The 15,989-nt window shown below is 41.5% G+C and carries 14 protein-coding genes and 1 tRNA gene; 9 read left to right on the top strand and 6 right to left on the bottom strand.

Annotated elements, in window-relative coordinates; genetic code table 11:
- Positions 1 to 79 precede the first annotated feature (79 nt).
- The 4 genes from ACNORC_RS00535 to ACNORC_RS00520 all read left to right on the top strand — a co-directional run bounded on the left by ACNORC_RS00535 (position 80) and on the right by ACNORC_RS00520 (position 4,738).
- Positions 80 to 1,081, top strand: coding sequence for a metal-dependent hydrolase (locus tag ACNORC_RS00535; protein ID WP_418333622.1), 1,002 nt, complete (start codon positions 80 to 82; stop codon positions 1,079 to 1,081).
- 16 nt (positions 1,082 to 1,097) lie between these two features.
- Positions 1,098 to 2,813, top strand: a complete 1,716-nt coding sequence (locus tag ACNORC_RS00530; protein ID WP_418333621.1) for a DUF885 domain-containing protein — start codon at positions 1,098 to 1,100, stop codon at positions 2,811 to 2,813.
- Positions 2,814 to 3,374: 561 nt separating this feature from the next.
- Complete coding sequence (locus ACNORC_RS00525) at positions 3,375 to 3,920, top strand: REP-associated tyrosine transposase (RefSeq protein WP_418333620.1); 546 nt, start codon at positions 3,375 to 3,377, stop codon at positions 3,918 to 3,920.
- A 242-nt stretch (positions 3,921 to 4,162) separates the two neighbouring features.
- Complete coding sequence (locus ACNORC_RS00520) at positions 4,163 to 4,738, top strand: PhnA domain-containing protein (protein WP_418333619.1); 576 nt, start codon at positions 4,163 to 4,165, stop codon at positions 4,736 to 4,738.
- A 75-nt stretch (positions 4,739 to 4,813) separates the two neighbouring features.
- Here ACNORC_RS00520 and ACNORC_RS00515 read toward each other — a convergent pair whose 3' ends face one another.
- The 3 genes from ACNORC_RS00515 to ACNORC_RS00505 form a co-directional block, all read right to left on the bottom strand.
- Complete coding sequence (locus tag ACNORC_RS00515) at positions 4,814 to 6,469, bottom strand: M56 family metallopeptidase (RefSeq protein WP_418333618.1); 1,656 nt, start codon at positions 6,467 to 6,469, stop codon at positions 4,814 to 4,816.
- Between the two features lie 2 nt (positions 6,470 to 6,471).
- Positions 6,472 to 6,837 carry a BlaI/MecI/CopY family transcriptional regulator gene (locus ACNORC_RS00510; protein ID WP_418333617.1) on the bottom strand — a complete coding sequence of 122 codons (366 nt, stop codon included), beginning with the start codon at positions 6,835 to 6,837 and terminating at the stop codon, positions 6,472 to 6,474.
- Positions 6,838 to 7,060: 223 nt separating this feature from the next.
- Positions 7,061 to 8,458 carry a dipeptidase gene (locus ACNORC_RS00505; RefSeq protein ID WP_418333616.1) on the bottom strand — a complete coding sequence of 466 codons (1,398 nt, stop codon included), beginning with the start codon at positions 8,456 to 8,458 and terminating at the stop codon, positions 7,061 to 7,063.
- A gap of 277 nt (positions 8,459 to 8,735) precedes the next feature.
- Between ACNORC_RS00505 and ACNORC_RS00500 the strand changes: the two genes are divergently transcribed.
- A tRNA-Leu gene (locus ACNORC_RS00500) sits at positions 8,736 to 8,817 on the top strand.
- Between the two features lie 87 nt (positions 8,818 to 8,904).
- Here ACNORC_RS00500 and ACNORC_RS00495 read toward each other — a convergent pair.
- Positions 8,905 to 9,318 (bottom strand): helix-turn-helix domain-containing protein, encoded by a 414-nt coding sequence (locus ACNORC_RS00495; protein ID WP_418333615.1) that lies wholly within the window; start codon positions 9,316 to 9,318, stop codon positions 8,905 to 8,907.
- A 220-nt stretch (positions 9,319 to 9,538) separates the two neighbouring features.
- Here ACNORC_RS00495 and ACNORC_RS00490 point away from each other — a divergent pair, with 220 nt between their 5' ends.
- The 3 genes from ACNORC_RS00490 to ACNORC_RS00480 all read left to right on the top strand — a co-directional run bounded on the left by ACNORC_RS00490 (position 9,539) and on the right by ACNORC_RS00480 (position 12,122).
- Positions 9,539 to 10,240: a CPBP family intramembrane glutamic endopeptidase gene (locus tag ACNORC_RS00490; protein ID WP_418333614.1), complete on the top strand. Its 702-nt coding sequence runs from the start codon at positions 9,539 to 9,541 to the stop codon at positions 10,238 to 10,240.
- Positions 10,241 to 10,307: 67 nt separating this feature from the next.
- On the top strand, positions 10,308 to 10,742 hold the full coding sequence (locus ACNORC_RS00485) for a hypothetical protein (RefSeq protein ID WP_418333613.1): 435 nt from the start codon (positions 10,308 to 10,310) through the stop codon (positions 10,740 to 10,742).
- A 96-nt stretch (positions 10,743 to 10,838) separates the two neighbouring features.
- Complete coding sequence (locus ACNORC_RS00480) at positions 10,839 to 12,122, top strand: L-lactate MFS transporter (RefSeq protein WP_418333612.1); 1,284 nt, start codon at positions 10,839 to 10,841, stop codon at positions 12,120 to 12,122.
- Positions 12,123 to 12,179: 57 nt separating this feature from the next.
- On the opposite strand, the gene ACNORC_RS00475 is transcribed toward ACNORC_RS00480, so the two are convergent.
- Both ACNORC_RS00475 and ACNORC_RS00470 read right to left on the bottom strand, forming a co-directional pair.
- On the bottom strand, positions 12,180 to 13,214 hold the full coding sequence (locus ACNORC_RS00475; RefSeq protein ID WP_418333611.1) for a M12 family metallopeptidase: 1,035 nt from the start codon (positions 13,212 to 13,214) through the stop codon (positions 12,180 to 12,182).
- 24 nt (positions 13,215 to 13,238) lie between these two features.
- Entirely contained in the window at positions 13,239 to 13,724 is a 486-nt protein-coding gene (locus ACNORC_RS00470; RefSeq protein WP_418333610.1) for a hypothetical protein, read from the bottom strand.
- Between the two features lie 344 nt (positions 13,725 to 14,068).
- On the opposite strand from ACNORC_RS00470, the gene ACNORC_RS00465 reads away from it, so the two are divergent.
- Entirely contained in the window at positions 14,069 to 15,691 is a 1,623-nt protein-coding gene (locus tag ACNORC_RS00465; protein WP_418333609.1) for an aspartate:alanine exchanger family transporter, read from the top strand.
- The last annotated feature ends 298 nt before the right edge of the window (positions 15,692 to 15,989 follow it).

Below are 15,989 nucleotides of genomic sequence, written 5' to 3'. Positions count from 1 at the left end.
TTTTGAGGTATTATGAGGTGGAAGGGACTCTTGTATTTCTGCCGGAGAATGAAAAATTGATTAATGAAATTTCTAGAGCATGGATAGCTTAACTCAAATTGTTCTTGGTGCTGCCGTGGGGGAAGCGGTTCTCGGCCGCAAAGTTGGGAATAAAGCCATGCTGTACGGAGCCATTGCAGGAACCATCCCCGATCTTGACGCACTGGCTACACAATTTACCGATACCATAACGGCTATTGAGGTGCACCGGGGTTTTTCTCATTCCATAGTTTTCGCAGCTTTGGCTTCTCCTGTTTTTGGATATCTGATCTCAAAGATCGAACGGAAAACAGGTGTAGGATGGAAAGACTGGTCCTTACTCATGTTCTGGGGTCTCTTTACCCATCCCATTCTGGATTCCTTCACCACCTGGGGCACGCAGTTGTTCTGGCCCCTGGACATTCGCCTCGCCTTTAAAAGTGTCTTTGTGATTGATCCTCTCTACACCGTGCCGTTTTTAATCTTTTTGATACTCGCCATGCGGCAGAAAAGAGGAAGTGAGAAACGAAGCAGATATAACAGGCTGGGGCTCCTCATTAGCAGCGGGTATTTAGTGCTGGGGCTCATCTTGAAAGCCAATGCCGGCAACAATTTTGTTCACAGCCTGGAGCGGCAGGCGATCTTTTACAATCGTATCGATACCAGGCCTTCGCCATTCAATACTGTTCTGTGGTCTGCAAATGTGGAAGCAGATGATGCCTACCTGTTAGGCTATTATTCTTTTTTTGATGAGGAAATGATCCGGTTTGAGGTGGTGCCAAAGAATCACGATTATTTGGGAAGGCTCAAAAATGACAAAAATGTGCAGCGCCTTATCGACATTTCTAAAGGCTGGTATACCATCAGCGAAAAAGACGGAGTCTTATATTTTAATGACCTGCGCTTCGGAAGGCTAAATCCTTCAGATCCCGATTCGAATTTTGCTTTTAGCTATCGCTTAATTCCGGAAGGAGATACTATACGGGCCGAAGAAGTTGAAAAAAGACCCGATAATGCAAAGAAAATATTATCCGATCTTTGGGAAAGGATCAAAGGAAATTAGACATAAATTAAATCTTATGAGATCAATTTTAAAACTGTTTACTCTCTTCTTTTTATTGATCGTTCCGCAGTTGTCGGCTCAGGAAGCTTCCGCAAAATTGGATTCGGTCATTAAAAAAGTGCAGGATTACGAAGCATATGACCGGCAGCAACATCCGCTGGGGTTATTTTCTGAGGAAGTATATAAGTCCGGAGCTGATTTTGCCCGGAAATCTCTGGAAGAACTGAAAGCTATAGATCCTGCAACTCTTTCTGAAACTGAAAAGATCTCTCTTGAACTTTTGAAGTTCCAGTTGCAGGAGGATATTGATTTCTATGAATACGAAGCTTATCTCAATCCGTTACTTTCTGATGCCGGATTCCATGTGAGCTTGCCATATCAGGTAAGAGACCTTACCAATTACAGGCAGGTGAGGAGCTATCTCAATAAACTCAATGCAGTTCCTGAATATGTGGATCAACATTTAAAGCTACTGAGAAAAGGCATTGAAAAAGGCATCGTTCAACCAAAGATCATTTTTGAAGGGTATGAGGCTACTTACAACGATCAGATCGTCGAGGACCCTGAAAAAAGCTATTATTATTCCCCATTTTTGGATCTCCCGAAGACACTGACTGCAAAGCAAAAAGATTCGGTTTTAAAGGCGGCGGAAAAAGCCATTTCAGAGAAGGTGGTTCCGCAGTTTCGCAGGATAAAACATTTCTTTGAGACGGAATACCTTCCGGCGGCACGGGAAAAGATCGGGGTTTCAGAAATTCCGAATGGCCGGGAGTATTATCAAAATCGGCTGAACTATTATACCACACTGGATCTTTCCGCAGAGGAGATCCATGAGATGGGATTAAAAGAAGTGGCAAGGATCAAAGGTGAAATGAAAAAGATCATTGCAGAAGTGGGTTTTGAAGGGAGTTTTGAAGATTTTATTCAATTCCTTCGCACAGACAAACAGTTTTATGCGGAAACCCCTGAAGAATTGCTGAAGGAAGCCAGAGATATTGCCAAGCGAATTGATGCCCAGTTGCCAAAGTATTTTAAGAAGTTGCCGAGACAGCCTTATGGGGTAGCGCCGGTTCCCGATGCCATTGCGCCTAAGTACACTACCGGAAGATATGTGGGTTCTTCTGAAGACACCGAGCCCGGCTACTATTGGGTGAATACCTATAATCTTGCAAACAGGCCCCTGTATGTGCTGCCGTCATTAACCGCCCATGAAGCAGTACCCGGGCACCACCTGCAGGGAGCACTCAACAAAGAAATGGGAGACAGTATTCCGGAATTTCGCAGGAACATGTATCTCTCTGCGTATGGAGAAGGCTGGGGCTTGTATTCGGAGTCTTTAGCTGAAGAGATGGGAATATATACGACTCCTTATGAGCGCTTCGGAAAACTAACCTATGAGCAATGGCGCGCCGGAAGGTTGGTTGTTGATACCGGAATTCACGCCCTTGGCTGGACCCGGGAACAGGCAGTGAATTTCCTGAAGGAAAATACAGCACTATCCCTACATAATATCAATACCGAAGTTGATCGCTACATCTCCTGGCCGGGACAGGCAGTGTCTTATAAAATTGGAGAAATGAAGATACAGGAATTGCGAAAAAAAGCTGAAGAGGCCTTAGGTCCCGACTTCAACATCCGCGATTTTCATGAAGTGATTTTGGAGCAGGGTACCGTGACACTTCCAATTTTGGAGGAGAGAGTGAATGCATACATTGAGAAGAGTTTGAAATAAGGAAGGTTTTACAAATTATTTTTGACAGAAAACTCAGCTCGGATTGCAAATCCGCGCTAACGAATCACAGCTGTCGCGGATCTGCGATCCGTGACGTTTTTTCATTTTTTTTAGACTCAGCACGGATTGTAAATCCGCGCTGTCAAACCTGCACTACAATGCTGTCGCGGATCTGCGATCCGTGATGTGGTTCTGCAGAAGAAAAGCAGGTGATTCGTGAGGTTTCTTTTTTAGATCTACGCTATTTGATGTTTTTTTCTCTTTATATTTATTTTTTGAGAACTCAGCACGGATTGGAAATCTGCGCTGACTATCAGGCTGTCGCGGATCTGCGATCCGTGACGTAGTTCTGCAGCAGAAAAGCACTGCGTTCTGTGACCTTTTCCTTCCTTTTTATAATTATTTTTGAGAACTCAGCACGGATTGTAAATCCGGGCTAACGAATCACAGCTGTCGCGGATCTTTGATCCGTGACGTAGTTCTGCAGAAGAAAAGCACTGTGACGTGACGTGTTCTTTTTTCATTCTTGATCCGTGACGTGAATTAATACTATCTTGTTGTATGTCTACAAAATACAAAGCCACAGAACCTGATGTAGGTTATTTTGTAACGCTAACTACTGTGGGGTGGGTGGATGTATTTACACGGCCTTATCAAAAAGATATGCTGATCAAAAATCTCCAATTTTGTCAAAAAGAAAAAGGATTGGAGATTTATGCTTATTGCATAATGTCCAACCATTTTCACATGCTGTGTAAAGCAGTAGGAGAAATTACTCTTCCTGAGATCATGCGTGACTTTAAAAAGTTTACTTCAAAAGAAGTTATAAAGCTCGTAGAACCGGAAAGTCGTCGTGAATGGATGCTGAAATATTTTGAAGATGCCTGTTACCGTCTGAAGAGAAATCAGAAATACAAAGTATGGCAGGATGGTTATCATGCCGAACAATTGTTCTCTCAAAAATTTATTCTGCAAAAATTAAACTACACCCACAATAATCCGGTGAAGGAAAGAATCGTGGCAAAACCGGAGGATTACCTGTACAGCTCTGCACGTGACTACACAGGACAAAAAGGAGATCTGGAGGTGGTGCTTCTCGATTTTTGAAAGAGTTTAAGCCGGCGCGGATCTGTGATCCGTGACGTTTTTTTGATCCGTGATCCGTGACGTTTTTTCAATTTTTTTATATAACTCAGCGCGGATTGCAAATCCGCGCTAGCTAATAAGTAAACAAAGCTGTCGCGGATCTGTGATCCGTGACGTGGTTCTGCAGAAGAAAAGCACTGTGATCCGTGCCGTGGTTCAGCAGAAGAAAAGAACTACCTTTGCGGCACAATAAAATTTGAACAATGAGCCTGGAACAAGAGTTATTCCAACGAAGCGGATCGCAGTGTGAATTATGTGGTTCCAAAGAAGATCTACAGGTATTTGAAGTGCCCGATTCTCCTGCAAATACTGAAAATGACATATTGATCTGCGGAAACTGCAAAGAACAAATTGAAGATCCTGAAAAAGTAGAAGCTAACCACTGGCGTTGTTTGAATGACAGTATGTGGAGCACAGTTCCTGCCGTGCAGGTAATGGCGTGGCGAATGTTGAACAGGCTTCGTGGGGAAGGCTGGCCTCAGGACCTACTGGACATGATGTATATGGATGAGGAATTACTGGCCTGGGCAAAAGCGGGGCAGACCTCTACTGAAAGTTCGGGAGGTGTTGTTCATAAAGATAGCAACGGGGTAACCATCGAGTCAGGAGATACAGTGGTCCTGATAAAAGATCTGAATGTGAAAGGTTCCAGTCTCGTAGCAAAAAGAGGTACTGCAGTAAGAAGAGTTTCTTTGGTGCACGACAATCCTGAACAAATAGAAGGGAAAGTGGAAGGACAGCAGATCGTCATTCTCACTAAATTTGTGAAAAAGGTATAAATACAAAGGCGCAGATTTTCTGCGCCTTTGTAGTGTTTATAGCCTTCACAGGATCTTAAGACCTGCCAAACCTGTTTATTTTTTATTGTCTGAAAGTCTTACGATCTTTCCGGAATCACTTTCTTCTACCCGAATATTAAGATTCCTGTTGTCATCATCCTTTACAAATTCGAGCGCCCTTTCACCGGAAACTTTTTTCCCGTTAACAAAGAAAACTGCGCCCTCTTCGATCCATCCCTGTACAGCTTCCTCAGGAGAAGGTGGTGGTGGCGGTGGAGAAGGAATACCCATGTTTTCAGGACTTGGTGGTGGTGGTGGTGGCGAAGGAACGTTTCCTGTTTGAGGTACGGGTGGAGTAGGTGGTGCCGGAGGCGGGGGTGGATTATCTCCCTGCCGCTGCTTTTGTAAATGCAGTCTTTTTTCACGTTGTATTGCCCGTTCTCTCCTTTCAGCTTTTCTTTCGATCGCCACCTCTCTTCTTTCTACTCTTTCCAGCTCTCTTTCCTTTCTTTCGGCCTTGCGTTCTTCCCGCAACACTTCCTTTTTACGTTCTATTTCAACTCTTTTCTCCTCCATTTCTGCTCTTCGTTGTTCTGTAGAGCTTGATGGTGGGGGTGGGGGTGGATAGTATCCCGGTAAAGGCTCTGCACTCTCTTTCTGCTCCTGAGTCATCAGACTAAAGATATATCTCATTCGCTCAATTTCACTTTGTTTGATTGGAGGAGCATCTTTGGGTGAAATTTTACCATTATCTGATTTCTTATTGTAGTCTGCAACTTTTTTTGCCAGTTCATTGTATTCTTTGACCATTTCAGGAGTAGCTTTTTCCTGTGTCGGAAGGATCATTTTGGTAATGTGCGGCGTGTTGCTGGCAGGTTTTTCTATGATTTTTGTGCTACTGAATCCGTAGATAAGGCCCAGCAGGAGGGGACTCAGAAGGAAAGCCCTTAGGAGAACAGCTTTGTTTGATGTGTGTGTTTTCATGACTTTAAATCTTTTTTTAATGGAATTATAACTGATGGGATTAACAAGGCTGCTATGCAGATTACCCGCAGAAAATGAAAGCAGGGTGTGCTGATAAGTAGACCGGTTTATCCCCTTTTTGAGGACTGCACTATCTGCGAGGAATTCGTGATTGAGTTTTACTGCCTGTTTTAAAAGGTACACCACAGGATAGAACCAGAAAATGATCTGAAGTATTTCCATCAGCAGCACATCTATACTGTGTTTTTGCACGGCATGAGCCTGTTCGTGTTCATAAACCTCCTGCGGAATCTCCTTCTTGTTGTAGCGTTCTTTATTCAGAAATATGTAGCTCCAAAATGTATGTGGAGGCAGGTCTTCCGGAAGCAGGACATCTATCGCTTTACTTTGTGGCACCTTGGGATTCTTTTTAATCTTCTGAATGAGTTCTGAAAAATTCCGGAGAAAGATCGCACTGAAGAAAACTACGCCGGCAATATAAATTCCCCAAAGGAGAAAAGGGAGCCAGGTGAATTGAGGTTCCGCAGCAACAGAATCCCAGGTAAAAATGACATTTTTGACACCTGAAACAGGGGATATTTCCACATATTCAGTAAAAGTGATCAATGGGATCAAAGCCGAAACAAGAACTGAAGCAAGCAAGTAGAATCTTTTAAAAACGTGCATATCTTCCGGTTCCAGGAGCAGCTTATAGAAGCCCAGTAGAAGTGCAAGACACGCAGCAGATTTTAAGAAATAGAATTCCATAACTATTTGCTTTTAATTTCCTCGTCAATGAGGTTTCTCAAGTCTTCCAGTTCCTCCTTGCTGAGGTTAGTCTCCTTCGTAAAAAAAGAAGCGAATTGAGTGGCCGAATCATTGAAGAAATTCTTGATCATTCCATTTACCTGACGTGAGAAATAATCTTTCTTCTTTACCAGCGGAAAATATTCCCTGGACCTTCCAAACTGTTTGTAGTCAACAAAATTCTTATCCTGCATCCGCTTTAGTAAAGTGGCTACAGTGGTTTGAGCAGGTTTTGGTTTGGGATAAGCGTCAATAAGATCTTTCATAAACGCTTTTTCCTTTTTCCAGAGGATCTGCATGAGTTGCTCTTCGGCTTTAGTTAATTGCATTTGTTCTACAACATTAGATTGTTCTCTACAAATGTAGAATAAATATTTAATTCTACAAACATAGAATCAAAAAAATAGACCTCACAGGTTTTTGAAACCTGTGAGGTCTGTCTTAAAAAACCCTTTAAATGCCTTGTCCGATAAGGTTTTTGAACCTTAAACTTCGACCTTGCAGGTTTGACTATTAAGAAGGCGCAGATTTACAATCCGTGCCGTATCTGTCCTACTTTTCCGCCTGCTTCAGTTTTGTAAAATGCTTGTAGAACAGCGGAATGGTCTCAATGCCCTTCAGGTAATTCCAAATTCCGAAGTGTTCATTTGGAGAGTGTATCGCATCCGTATCTAGTCCGAAGCCCATTAGAATGGTCTTGCTTTCCAGTTCCTTTTCAAAAAGAGCAACTATAGGAATGCTTCCGCCGCTGTGCTGCGGAATAGGTTCTTTTCCGAAGGCTTCCTTGTAAGCATCATTGGCAGCCTGATATTCCAGGGTGTCAATTGGAGTAACGTATGCCTGCCCTCCATGATGAGTGTTTACTTTCACCTTCACGCTTTTGGGTGCAATCTTTTCAAAATGTGCTTTGAACAACGCGCTGATCTCTTTCCAGTCCTGATCTGGTACCAGGCGCATGGAGATCTTGGCATAAGCCTTTGAAGGAAGAACCGTTTTGGCGCCTTCTCCTGTATAACCACCCCATATACCATTTACATCAAGAGTTGGCCTAATAGAAGCTCTTTCCAAAGTAGAAAAACCTGCTTCTCCTTCCACTTCTTCAATGTTAAGTTTTTCCTTGTAAGCTTTCAGATCGAAGGGAGCTTCGGCCATTTTTGCCCGCTCCTTGTCCGAATATGTTCTCACTTTGTCATAAAAACCGGGAATGGTAATATGGTTGTTTTCATCCTGCAAAGAAGCGATCATATTGCACAGGATATTGATGGGATTACCAACGGCGCCGCCGTAGATCCCACTGTGAAGATCCCGGTTAGGTCCTGTAACCTCTACCTCCATATAGCTCAAGCCGCGTAGCCCGGTGGTAATGGAAGGAGCATCTTTGGCGATCATTCCTGTATCGCTTATAAGGATCACATCATTTTTAAGTTTTTCTTTGTTGTTTTCTATAAACCAACCAAGATTTTCGCTACCCACTTCTTCTTCGCCCTCGATCATGAACTTTACATTACAGGGTAGTTCTCCATTTTTGGTCATGTACTCCAGTGCTTTGACGTGCATGTACATTTGGCCTTTATCGTCGCAGGCACCACGGGCATAAATTGCGCCTTCGGGATGAGTTTTGGTCTCTTTGATAACCGGTTCAAAAGGAGGGCTATCCCATAAATTAACAGGATCAGGAGGTTGTACATCGTAATGGCCATAGACCAGGACAGTCGGCAGTTCAGGATCGATGATCTTTTCACCATATACCACCGGATGACCGGGGGTTTCAGTAATCTCTGCCTTGTCACAACCGGCTTTCAGCAGACTTTCTTTTACTGCTTCAGCCGTTCTTAGCATATCTTTTTTATAGGAGGAATCGGCACTAATGGATGGAATCTTCAGTAATTCAATAAGTTCGTCAATAAACCGTTGTTTATTTTCTTCTACATATTGTTTGGTGTCTTGCATAACAGGTATTTTTAGTTGCCTAAAGGTATAAAAATTAGGTGTGAGATATAAGTTCGGGCATGGCAGAAGTTATGGAGAACTCAGGAAAATCCTTTCTATCAGAATAGTCTATTCCGGGAAGCTGATCTTCTGAACAATGTCAGAAATTCCGAAGCTTTCCTATTCCTTCGGAAAAGTTGATTTTTCCATTAAAATTTTTCTGTGTAGTGTTTGCAGATTGAAACTAATGCTTATATTTGCATCCGCTTAGTGAAAGCAACATATTGAAAATACCAACGCGGGCGTGGTGGAATTGGTAGACACGCTAGACTTAGGATCTAGTGCCTCACGGTGTGAAGGTTCGAGTCCTTTCGCCCGCACTAAAAGCTCTTCAGAAATGAAGAGCTTTTTTTATTTCCGGCAATTCACCTTTTGAAAACGAGAATTTTGAATTGAATATCAGAAACTTACTTTCTCCAAATCATCCACTGGGTTACGCTGATTAAAAGTACTACTGCGGTCCAAAAATTAAAAAGTTCAAAACTGTTCTCCGGAAAAGAACGACTTTGCGAGAGAAAAGCCATTGCAAGGAGAAGGATGATTATCCCGCTGCCCAGGGAAAGGATTATTTTTTTAGGCCTTGCTGATCCTGATTTTTCAGCAGCAGGCGATTCCTCCTGCTCTAAATCCTTTATAGAAAAGTCAAGTGCTTTTGCCAGTACTTCTATTGTGTAACCACGCGGAAAGACTTCTGCTTTTTCTATTCGCTGTACAGAACGTAAACTGATCCCGGCACTATCAGAAAGTTCGGTTTGGGTAATACCTTTGGCCAGACGTTTCTGCTTTACAATTGCTGCCAGTCTTTCTTTTTTAGAACCCATAAGCAGTTTTTTTGGTTTTTATGGATATGACATTTATACGCCATTCCACATTCTATACTACTTTGTGGTAAAAATAAGACTATTTATAATTTTCAGTCATTTATAGCATTTTCAAGGCTTCCAATCAATATGACACTTCTAGAAGTCATAAATGCCACTGAAATTTTCGTCTGAAATTCACTTTAAATTGTCCTAAGTTTGACCTGTAAAAAATGAAAAAATGTTAGGTTCATTTGTAGTCGTATTGGTCTCCTGGATACTTTTAAAAATCTACGGAAAAAACATAGAAGTGCTAGGTTTACTTCCCACCGGCAAGAGGAGTATTCAATTCTTATCTGGATTTGTATTGGCCGCCTTATTTGCTACAATCTATTTCTTTTCTCTCCTGGAAATACTGGAGGCTCGGGTAGAGGTAAACAGAAATTATAATTTCTACAGTTTTTTAAACGGTTCCTGGTGGGCTCTGCGATCTGTTCTTTTTGAAGAATTCGTCTTTCGAGGGGCATTACTGTATATGGCGATCCATATACTTGGAAAAAGAAATGCCATGTGGTTATCTGCAATTGTTTTTGGCATCTTTCATTGGTTCTCCTATAACATCTTCGGAGATATTGTGCAAATGATCTATGTTTTCCTTCTTACCGGGGTAAGTGGTTATGTTTTTGCCTATGCCTATACAGAAACCGGATCACTTTACTTACCTATAGGACTTCATTTTGGGTGGAACCTTTTGAGCATTGTTATTTTTTCTCAGGGCCCCTTAGGCGAACAACTGCTTATAAGTCATACAGAGAATTCCCTTAGAGGCCTCTGGAGCCTTTACTCTTTTCTTTATCAAGTCAGCGTCCTGCCTTTAATCACCTGGATTTGTTTGAAAACATTTTCTTCCTCAAAGCTTATAATTATTAAAAGTAGTACCTGAATATTTTTTCAATAAAAAGGAACTTTTAGAATTTGTTCTTAACTTATGGTCTGGAAAATGAAGTCTTATGTGTGATCAAAGAATAGCAATTATATTATTAGCTTGTTTAGGAGTGGCGAGCAGCTTTATGCCGTGGGTGAAAATTCCAATTTTGGGACACCAGATAGGAACCGAATATACCGGATGGCTCACCCTGGCCTTGTTTATTATTCCTTTTGTAATTTCATTTTTGGGCCAAACTTCCCGATTACTAAAAGGAGTAAAATTATACATAGCGCTTCTGGCAAGTCTCATTGCCGCCGGAATTGGGATTTGGCAAATAATTGACCTGGATAGCGGTCTTACCACGGTCGAATACGGGCTTTATTTAATGGTGATTTCAGGATTAGTTATACCACTGGCAGCCTACATCATCGGCGATGGAAAAGCCAATGTTAAAGATCATTCCGCAGGAAGTACTTCCTTTGATACTGAAGTGATGAAAAGGGGAGCTCCCGATTAAATAAAACCTTTTTCGTTGCTTTCATTTAAAGTGATACTCATCATTTTTTGACCTTTTTCTCTGTTTTATATTCGTTCCCTTAATTGATTTAAGAAGATGGAAAAAAGAGAAAAACTAAAAAACAGGTGGCTTATTGCGGCTTCAGCAGTAGGCATTCACATTTCTATTGGTTCTGTATATGCATGGAGCGTTTACACAAAACCTCTAATTCAAAAATTTGGCTGGGAACTTGCAGAGACGCAATTTACCTTTAGCCTTGCCATATTCTTTTTGGGAGTTTCGGCAGCTTTTCTTGGTCACTACCTTGAAAAGAAAGGACCGAGAAGGTCTGGACTGCTCGCCGCGATCTTTTTTGGTGTTGGTATCGCAGGATCGGGAATAGCAATATATCTGGAGTCTATTTACCTCTTATACTTGTTCTATGGAATATTTGGAGGTATAGGTTTAGGGTTAGGTTATATCACCCCGGTTTCGACCTTAGTAAAATGGTTTCCCGATAAGCGTGGACTCGCAACAGGTTTGGCCATCATGGGGTTTGGTTTTGCGGCTTTGATTAGTAGTCCGGTAATTGTCTATCTAATCGATGCAGTGGGTATTGCGAATACCTTTTTTATAATGGGGAGTATCTATTTTGTACTGATTTTTGCATCTTCACTTTATTTGGCACCTCCACCAAAAGGTTGGATGCCTGAAGGTTTTAAGGAAGGAGTTAAGGCTGGAAAAAGTGCAGTAAAAAAGGACCTTTCACAACTTACAGCTAATGAAGCTGTCAAGACCAGACGCTTCTGGTACCTGTGGCTTATGTTGTTCATTAATATCTCATGTGGAATTGCAATTATTTCGGTAGCATCCCCAATGGCGCAGGAATATGCCGGAATGAGTGTAGTTGCGGCAGCTACTATGGTTGGAATAATGGGACTTTTTAACGGTGTCGGCCGAATTGGTTGGGCTTCTTTTTCTGATATCATTGGACGACCTATGATGTATGCTATGTTCTTTGCTATCCAGATAGTAGCGTTCTTCCTGTTACCCACAGTAGGAAACGCCCTTTTATTCCAAATTTTAATATTCCTTATTCTTTCCTGTTATGGTGGGGGATTTGCAACCATTCCGGCTTATATAGGAGATGTATTTGGAACTAAAGAACTCGGTGCCATCCACGGATATATTTTAACTGCCTGGGCGGCGGCAGGTATGGCAGGACCCTTATTTGCTGCCTGGAGTAGAAATATGACCAGCAGCTATAATGGAACCCTGTATTTCTTTGCCGGGCTGTTAGCTGTGGCGTTCTTAATTTCGGGTCTAATGTGGAAAGAAATGAAGAGAATTAGAAAAGCTGAGCTGGAAACTAAGGAGCAAGAGTCTCCTGTTCTTACTTAAGATAAGAGACTTCTAAAATAAAAAAATGGCCCGGAATTTTCCGGGCCATTTTTATAGTTAATCAGCAAAGAACCATGCTTCGTTCGTGTATACTACTTCCCGCCACCCGCTGGAACTATAGTAATACCACCTGTCATGCATGCGGTAGACCATGAGTCCATTAAGCGTATAATACCTTCCATTAGAATAGAGCTCTTCATAAGTCTTGTAAGAGTACATAGTGTCAATACCGAATATATCTCCCGGTGAAAGTCGATCTCTTTGAGTATTATACGTACTACCGTCCTTATTTACAATAGTAGGTTGTCCATTTTTGGAGAACGCATACGAGCTATACATCATAATAGAATTGAAGTCCAGAACTGCTGTATACTCTGCACCATCCATAAATTGATCGGCGTATGTGTCGAAGTTGTGAACTTTATCAGGTTCAATGTTATCGAAAAGAATAGTAATATATCTATCGCGGTCTGCCCGGCTTTGTTCATGCCATAATCCTATAGCATGCCCTATTTCGTGAATAGTGTTCCCTGTGGAACAGCCACCTGCAAGAGTAATCTCTTGTTTTCCACCTTTCATTCCAACATAGGAAGAACATCCGTCCCCTCCCACAAAATAAATATAGTTGGTCTGGGTGGTTCGTTGTACAAACTGAATGTTGGTGTTTTCCACCCAATGTTCAATAGCATCATAAACCCTGTCCTTGTTGCTCAGAGACGGATCAATAGCATAAAACACAGTATTATTAGGCCATCTGGCTGAGGTTCGGCCTACGCTCTTATCAGTGGAAGGGGTTTCCCACTTTTCATACACAAGTTTCTGAGGTGTTTCGCTTACAAGGTTTTCAGGAAGCAGGATATCACCCTGATAAATATAAGTATCATTGTAGAGTTCAACAGGCACTTTCATCCCTGCGTAATAAACATCGGCAACAGTTCCTGTTTCTAAATTGGCCTGCTCGGGATCATCCTGAAATATTACAGATTCTTCAGTTGAATTAGTAAGATTATTTCCTTCCTCAACGGAATCTGTCGTACAGGCTCCAAAGAAGGTTAGGAGGGGTAGGATGTATAGGATATTTCGATATTTCATTCTGATTAATGATTTGCTGTTTGATTAAGGACACACATTAGCCTCCACCTGCAGGTATAGAGGGAAAGTATAAGTCTTCGAAAATTTAATATCAACATCGGGAGCATCTTCACTGGCAGGTTCAGGTATATTCTCGACTACTTTGCATTCAGATTTTACCCCTGCTTCATCCTGAGAAATCCGAACCAGAACATCATCCAGATCAGAATCGTTGATCCTGACTTGAGGAATTCCGTTATTCATGCTCAGGGTAACGGTGCCAAGAGGGTTTCCTGTTTCTCCGTTGGCATATAAAAATAAAGGGTTGGCATTTTCTCCAGACTTGAAGATCTTTGTCCACTCCCCATCCTTGGCTTCAAGAAAGGCTATGGTACAGTTGGGATCAGCTAATTCCATTACACAGCTGGACGCCGTTGCAGACTTTCCGTCTGAAGGATCATCGTTGGAGTCCGTACTGCAGGAAAACAAAAGGATCGATGCCGAAAAAAGTAGGATTTTAATATTTTTCATGAAGGTGTTTCATAGTTGTACCCGTACAGGTTATGGAATAATTATGCCAAAGTGCTTTTTAACGGGAATTTAACAGGTGCTAATATAAAGAAAAAATGAGGAAGGTAGGGTCTTTTGAAGTTTCTCTAAATAAAATACTTAACATTTGCTGTTGCCGGAATACGGGAAGGTTATAATGACAGAATCCCTAACTCAAAAAAACTCCTTTTAGGACCGTGAATTTTATGAAGTCGGCTTATAATATTGTTTTTGAATAGCGGATATTTGCAGCTTAAAATTTGTTCTGAAAAAACCACACTTGAATGGTTTTTTAAGTACTTGAAAATAATAAAAAAGATTTTATAATGTCTTCACTCCTCGACTTCCTGAGCATAGACTATGTAGCCTTATTCATTATAATCGGTATAGGTATAAGTATGGGTAAGATTTCCTATAAAGGCCTGTCGCTCGATTCTTCAGCTGTAATTTTTGTGGCTATGTTCTATGGCTACATTATGTTTTCTCAGGGTGTAGAGTTCTCATTACCGGGGATAATACAGCAAACCGGTCTATTGCTTTTCATCTTTACTATCGGAATGCAGGCGGGCCCCACTTTTTTTGACGTATATAAATCTCAGGGAACGAAACTTATAAGTTTGGCTTTTTTGACGGTTGTGGTAGGTGCTATTACAACTTTTGTTTTGGCTACTATTTTTGAGGTTGATTACAGGGTTGCTGTAGGATTATTTTCGGGAGCTCTAACGAGTACTCCGGGTCTTGCAGCAGCTATTGAAGCCACCGGTTCATATTTAGCATCTATTGGCTATGGAATTGCATATCCCTTTGGTGTTATAGGGGTAATACTTTTCGTGAAATTGGCTCCTAAGCTCTTTGCTGCCAATTTTGCTAAAGAAGAAAAAATGTATGAAGAACAAACCCAAATCAAAGTTCCTGAAGTAACCCATAAAAATTTTATCATAACCAATGATAACGCCGACGGAAAAACCATAGGGGAATTACACATAAGAATGATGACCAAGGCGAATATTTCCAGAGTGATGAGGTCAAATGAAACTTCCATCCCTCCGGCAGCAGATCTTGTTTTGCGTAAGGGTGACCTGGTAAGAGCCGTGGGTACCAAAGAAGCTCTTGAAAAAGTAGAGCTTCTATTAGGGCATCCAACAGATATTGATATTCCAGAGAGCGGAATGTTCGAAATTAAATGGTATGTAATCTCCAAGAGAAACGTGGTGAACAGAACTTTAGGGGAGTTAAGTCTTAGAGAGAACTATAAAGCTACTGTGACCAGAATTCGGAGAGCAGGTATAGATTTGCCTGCAAGACCATCGGTAAAACTAAGATTCGGGGACCGTCTCTTAATTTCATCAACCAAAGGAAATGTAAATGGGCTTAGCTTACTATTTGGTAATAGTATGAAAGAGGTACAAACTACCAGCTTTTTACCGGTAGCCCTGGGTATTGTTATCGGGTTGATCCTGGGTGGGATTGAAATACCTCTTTTTGGAGGCACCAGGTTTTCATTGGGAATTACCGGTGGGGTGTTATTAGCGGCTCTGGTCTTAAGTAGAATAGGAAAGACCGGACCTATTCTTTGGAATCTCCCGGGTACCGGAAATCAGATTCTCCGGCAATTCGGCCTTTTACTATTTTTAATTCCTGTAGGCCTCGCAGCCGGCAGTCATTTAGGTCCCACAATTCAGGAGTACGGCCTCAGCCTTTTTGCAATAGGGGCAGCTATTACGCTTATACCAATGATCATTGTGGTATTAATAGCAAGAGTATTTCTTAAGATCAATTTTCTATCGGTCCTTGGAGCCCTGACAGGAGGAATGACAAGTACTCCCGGGTTGAGTGCGGTTGATTCTATGACAAGTAGCGAAGGGCCACAGGTAGCCTATGCCACGGTTTATCCTTTCGCACTGGTAGCCATTATTATTTTCACACAAATTCTTAGTTACATTTTGTAATAAAACCGGTCGTGTTTCTTTACAATGGTTTTAGAAGGAAACAGAGTAAGGGGGCAGGATAGTCAGCATGCTTTTAATCGGATTTTTCAGCATTTCAACGAGTAGGGTGGAGGTGATAATTTAAAGCTTTGTTAATGTTCAAAATCATAGAATTGTATTTTTTACATTTATTCTATAATTAAGATTAATATGAAGATTAAGGTCAGTAAAACGATCGTATTTGCTGTTGCTATTTTTGGTGTTATTGTAGTTCTTTATTTCAATTATCTTGTTTCTCTCATATAGAAGAAACTCGAGA

It is taken from the genome of Salinimicrobium soli (assembly GCF_048323655.1).
Taxonomy (GTDB): domain Bacteria; phylum Bacteroidota; class Bacteroidia; order Flavobacteriales; family Flavobacteriaceae; genus Salinimicrobium; species Salinimicrobium soli.
This window is presented reverse-complemented; position numbering and strand designations above follow the sequence as displayed.

Coding starts and splice junctions, on each gene's coding strand:
- ACNORC_RS00535 (WP_418333622.1), top strand. CDS start 80: ATGGATAGCTTAACTCAAATTGTTCTTGGTGCTGCCGTGGGGGAAGCG.
- ACNORC_RS00530 (WP_418333621.1), top strand. CDS start 1,098: ATGAGATCAATTTTAAAACTGTTTACTCTCTTCTTTTTATTGATCGTT.
- ACNORC_RS00525 (WP_418333620.1), top strand. CDS start 3,375: ATGTCTACAAAATACAAAGCCACAGAACCTGATGTAGGTTATTTTGTA.
- ACNORC_RS00520 (WP_418333619.1), top strand. CDS start 4,163: ATGAGCCTGGAACAAGAGTTATTCCAACGAAGCGGATCGCAGTGTGAA.
- ACNORC_RS00515 (WP_418333618.1), bottom strand. CDS start 6,469: ATGGAATTCTATTTCTTAAAATCTGCTGCGTGTCTTGCACTTCTACTG.
- ACNORC_RS00510 (WP_418333617.1), bottom strand. CDS start 6,837: ATGCAATTAACTAAAGCCGAAGAGCAACTCATGCAGATCCTCTGGAAA.
- ACNORC_RS00505 (WP_418333616.1), bottom strand. CDS start 8,458: ATGCAAGACACCAAACAATATGTAGAAGAAAATAAACAACGGTTTATT.
- ACNORC_RS00495 (WP_418333615.1), bottom strand. CDS start 9,318: ATGGGTTCTAAAAAAGAAAGACTGGCAGCAATTGTAAAGCAGAAACGT.
- ACNORC_RS00490 (WP_418333614.1), top strand. CDS start 9,539: ATGTTAGGTTCATTTGTAGTCGTATTGGTCTCCTGGATACTTTTAAAA.
- ACNORC_RS00485 (WP_418333613.1), top strand. CDS start 10,308: ATGTGTGATCAAAGAATAGCAATTATATTATTAGCTTGTTTAGGAGTG.
- ACNORC_RS00480 (WP_418333612.1), top strand. CDS start 10,839: ATGGAAAAAAGAGAAAAACTAAAAAACAGGTGGCTTATTGCGGCTTCA.
- ACNORC_RS00475 (WP_418333611.1), bottom strand. CDS start 13,214: ATGAAATATCGAAATATCCTATACATCCTACCCCTCCTAACCTTCTTT.
- ACNORC_RS00470 (WP_418333610.1), bottom strand. CDS start 13,724: ATGAAAAATATTAAAATCCTACTTTTTTCGGCATCGATCCTTTTGTTT.
- ACNORC_RS00465 (WP_418333609.1), top strand. CDS start 14,069: ATGTCTTCACTCCTCGACTTCCTGAGCATAGACTATGTAGCCTTATTC.